Raw genomic sequence first — 3,217 nt, forward strand, 5'->3', positions numbered from 1 at the left:
GGCGGCGCCGGCGGCCAGGCCCGCGAGCGCGGACAGCGGTACCGCGAACGCCGTCGCGACGTACACGCGCCGCCACAACAGGTCGGCCTGCCTGGCCGGTTCCTCCGCCGGCGCGAACACCCACAAAGTCCCGCCCGGCATCGGCCGGGACACCGTGCGCCACGCGTGTCCGTCGGCACGGATCGTCATCGGCCGCGCGGAGGGGGCCGGCAGCGCGAACGCGTCGGAGGGCTGCGGGCCCAACGCCTGCGCCCCGTCGGCCAGATCGAGCCGAAGACCGACGTCCAGGGCGAGCCCGAACAGCCGGTACTGCCTGGTCCGCGCCAACTGGTCGCGGTTGTCCGGCGCGGCCCGCGCCAAGAGGCGCGCCGGCTGTACCAATTGATCGGCACGCTCGCGCAACACCCGATCCTGGCGCTGGACCAGGTCGTGCCGGGCCCACCGGACGACGAAGAACCCGGTGCCCAGGACGAGCAGCGGTACGAGCACGGCGACGAACAGCGCCACCCGGGTGGAGAGTTTCACGCGGTCCTGCCCGACACACGCAGCACGAAGCCGATGCCGCGCACGGTGTGCAGCACGCGCGGTCGTCCGTCGGCCTCCAGCTTGCGGCGCAGATAGCTGACGAAGGTGTCCACCACGTCGGTACGCACGTCGAAGTCGTAGCCCCAGACCCGGTCCAGGAGCTGATCCCGGGTCAGCACCAGGCCCGGGTTGCGCGCGAACACCTCCAGGAGCGCGAACTCACGGCGGGTCAGGTCCAGGACCGCCCCGTCGCACATCGCGGTGTGCGCGCCGGCGTCCACTCGCAGCGGGCCCACCAGCAGCGCCGGTGCGCCGGGCGCGACGACCGGCCTTCGGCGCAGCAACGCGCGCAGCCGCAGGTCCAGTTCGCGCAGGTCGAACGGTTTGACGAGATAGTCGTCCGCGCCGCTCTCCAAGCCCGCGATGCGATCGGTGATCTCGTCGCGCGCGGACAGCATCAGGACGGGGGTCTGCCCGCTGGGTCCGCTCCGCGCGCGCAACGCCGCGCATACGTCGATGCCGGTCAGCCCCGGCATCGCGACGTCGAGGACGACGACCTGCGGCGCGGAGGCGGCCGTCGCGATCAGATCGAGCGCGCGTTCGCCGTCCGAGGCGAGGGTGACGGCGTAGCCCGCGAGGCGTAGCCCGCGTTGGAGGGCACGGCGGATGGAGGGGTCGTCGTCGACGACCAGGACATGCGGAGGATCGTCCGGCACAGGGCCTCCGTCTCCGGGACCGCAACCGGGCGGCGCGGCACCCGTGTTGGGGTGAACGGACAGTGGATCGCGCCGATCGCGCACCACGCCGGGGCGCGGGGGCGGATTCGAACGCGAGGCCGACCGGGACCGGGTGTGCGAGTCGGCCGAGGAAGCACGATACGGCGCGAACGGCGTCCGCTCGGGCAGAACTTGACGATCTGTCAGGGCAGGTTCGGGCCGGGCCCGGTGGGTGGATCCACAGGCGGCTCGGTGGGTGCCTCGCGGGACGGCCCGGCGGGGGGCGGACGGTCGGGATCGGCCTCGGTCGGGGCGGTACCGGGTGCGGCGTCGGGAGCCAGGTTGTCGAGGTCGTCGACGTCGGGAGCGAGGTCGTCCAGGTCGTCGGCATCCGGAGTGAGACCGTCGAGGTCGTCGACGTCGGGGCCGAGGTCTGTTTCGGGGTCGGGCTTCTCGTCCGGACATGCGGCGCGTCCGCCGGTGGTGCCGTGCACGGCCAGCCAGCGAAACCAGTTCGCGCGATTGATCGCGACGTCCGGATTGCGCAGCAGCCACAGCACGTGGCCGGCCTGGTCCCGAGCCCACGGCTCACCCGAGCAGCGCGCGATCTCCAGGCGTTCGCGCAGGTCCGGGCCGTCCACCATGCGCGCGACGCGCGAGTACTCCCGATCCTTGCAGCGGTGTCGCCGGTTGACCACGCGCTCGACGAGGTCCACGAGTCTGGCCCTGGTCGCCGGCTCGTGGCCGGGTACCGCGAGTCGGCGGATCAGGTGTTGCTTGGTACTCCACACCTTCGCGTGGCGTGTCCACTCGCCCGGAAAGCGCGCCTCCCACTCCAAGTAGGCGAGCGCGTACGGCAACCGGTCCCACGTGGGCACGTCCTCGGGGGCGATCCGCTCGGCCAGCAACGCCACGGCGGGCGTTCGCAGCCAGGCCGCACGGTAGCGCTCCCACGCGGCGTCCTCGGCCGACACCGACCTGGGCACCCGCATCAGCAGCGTGTCGTACGCCCGGCGTGCCTCGCGGGCGTCGCGCACCGACCGCAGGTATCGATCGAGGGCACGTCGATGCGCGATCTCGTCGTCCGATACGAGCGCCACGAGCCAACCCAACCGCACATCCGAGTCGCGGTCTGCGTCCACTGCGAACCCCCGTTCCCCGCCTGGCCTCCGACAGTACCGCCGGCACGTTGACCTCTACCCTGTGCCGCCCCCCGATGAAGCCCCGATTCCGCTACCAACGCGAGCGCCGTCGCGTCGGGCGCGCTGCGACCCGGCTCGCGCGGGTGGGACCGGCGGCGCGGCGATTCGTCGACGGTCAGGCGCCGGTGCCGGCGACCAGTCGGGGGGTGCGGGTGATGCGGGTGTCCAGGGCGAGGGCCAGGGGGTGGGCGCCGGCGCGCGGGGGCAGCGCGGCGATCTTGGTGCGGTTGGGGCCGGCCGTGGCCAGCTCGGCGCGGATGCGGACCTCCATCAGGGCGCCTGCCGGGGCGGACAGGGCCGTGGCGAGGAGCTCGCAGGCCGCGTCGGTGCGGCCTTCGACGCGTTCGACCACGGCCAGGGCGTACAGCGCGTAGGCGCCGACCGGGGTCAGGCCCTTGGTGCCGGTGAGCTGCAGGGCCTGCCACGCGCCGTCGCGGGCCTCGGCGATGCGGCCCTGCGTGGTCGCGGCCATCGACAGGGCGGCCAGGAACCACGCGGCCAGCGTGCCCTGCCCGGTCGAGCGGGCCAGGCGCAGGCCCTCGGCCGCGTGCGTCTCGGCCTCCACCGCCCGGCCCGACAGGGCGCCCGCCACCGCGAGCGGCATCAGGGCGGCCGCCAACGCGCCGCGGGCGCCGTGGGTGCGCAGTACCGCGGCCTCGTCGAGCAGGACGTCGTACGCGGCCTCGTCGGTCGCGGCGGCGTGCACCGCCAGCGGGGTGACCTCCCACAGCGCGATGCCCAGCCCGTACAGCCGGGCCCGGGTCGCGGGGGCGA

General features: G+C 74.1%; 2 protein-coding genes and 2 pseudogenes. All 4 read right to left on the minus strand.

Features of this window, described 5'->3' with window-relative positions; translation table 11 throughout:
* Window positions 1-525, minus strand: a pseudogene (locus GT354_RS16330) (sensor histidine kinase); the annotation flags it as partial.
* Window positions 522-1,241 carry a response regulator transcription factor gene (locus tag GT354_RS16335; protein WP_161357044.1) on the minus strand — a complete coding sequence of 240 codons (720 nt, stop codon included), beginning with the start codon at window positions 1,239-1,241 and terminating at the stop codon, window positions 522-524. The pseudogene GT354_RS16330 and the gene GT354_RS16335, both read right to left, overlap by 4 nt.
* Window positions 1,242-1,444: 203 nt before the next feature.
* Window positions 1,445-2,341: a hypothetical protein gene (locus GT354_RS52605; protein WP_202511963.1), complete on the minus strand. Its 897-nt coding sequence runs from the start codon at window positions 2,339-2,341 to the stop codon at window positions 1,445-1,447.
* A 217-nt stretch (window positions 2,342-2,558) separates the two neighbouring features.
* Window positions 2,559-3,217, minus strand: a pseudogene (locus GT354_RS16345) (hypothetical protein); the annotation flags it as partial.

It is taken from the genome of Streptomyces sp. SID3343 (genome assembly GCF_009865215.1).
GTDB lineage: Bacteria > Actinomycetota > Actinomycetes > Streptomycetales > Streptomycetaceae > Embleya.